This is a genomic window from Bartonella sp. MR30HLJHH, assembly GCF_042194195.1.
In the GTDB taxonomy this organism is placed as follows: domain Bacteria; phylum Pseudomonadota; class Alphaproteobacteria; order Rhizobiales; family Rhizobiaceae; genus Bartonella; species Bartonella grahamii.
The window spans coordinates 1-866 of record NZ_JBHIMO010000092.1; the positions used below are offsets into that span (position 1 = coordinate 1).

Annotated in this window: 2 protein-coding genes; both read right to left on the reverse strand. The window is 45.4% G+C overall.

Features of this window, described 5'->3' with window-relative positions; all coding sequences use genetic code 11:
• Window positions 1-121: 121 nt before the first annotated feature.
• Window positions 122-475 (reverse strand): hypothetical protein, encoded by a 354-nt coding sequence (locus ACFIKR_RS09490; RefSeq protein ID WP_375659663.1) that lies wholly within the window; start codon window positions 473-475, stop codon window positions 122-124.
• 1 nt (window position 476) lies between these two features.
• On the reverse strand, window positions 477-866 hold a 390-nt coding region (locus ACFIKR_RS09495), incomplete at its 5' end, for a major capsid protein (RefSeq protein WP_375659664.1).

The following is an 866-nucleotide window of genomic DNA, read 5'->3' on the forward strand; positions in this document are numbered from 1 at the left end:
GCAGGCGTGTTCTCAGGGGAAAAGTTGAAATCACGCATATTGAAAACATTGTCACCAGCTGCCGTCTTTGCTGCTTTGATCAACGTAACAAATGTTTCTCTTATCGTTTCGCGTGGATGTTTCATTGTTTTATTTCTCGCAAGATAAGCTTATACATACCGGATTCAGAGGCTTGGACATCTGTGATCACGAAGTGCTCTTGAGAGGGGGCGTTGTTGTTTTCAGGGGAAATGATTACAACATTATCTTGAGGTTTTGGTGGTAAGCCTCCGATATCATTGATACAAAGATCAAGTTCCTTTCTTGCAATTGTCGTGGGGATTCTGCCACCGGCGTCCGATTCTGAATGCTTAATGCCGTAAATTGCTGTGATACGAAAAGATTGCTGATTGTCCTTTCGCGTGTAGATGATGGGCTGCCCAAAAGTGTTGCGCACATCTTTAACCATTTGGTTTAGCAGCCCGTGCCATCGCATGTTATTTCGCTCCAATCACTGCTTTAAACAGCATTTCTGGGCGTGTGCAAATGTAAAGCGGATAGCTATAGACCTCCGGTTTTACCCATGCATTACGGTCGTGATCAATGATCAACATGGTGTAGAGAGGCTTTCCAACTGTGTTGGCAAAATCCAAGCTTTCCCCTGGTGCAAAGGTTTTTTGGAATACACCAGGCGCATCAACAGGGAAGAATTGACATTCGTCAGGCTTAATTCCTATGGCGCGCTTTGTTCCAGCCTTCGCACTTACATTATAGTTGTGGATACTCCGGTAATTAATGAAAGTGACACCTGCAAAGTCAAAACTGCCAAAGCTCCCCGAGCCAAGAGCGCTTGGTGTTGCAACACCTCCGGCGCTATTGAGTGTCTG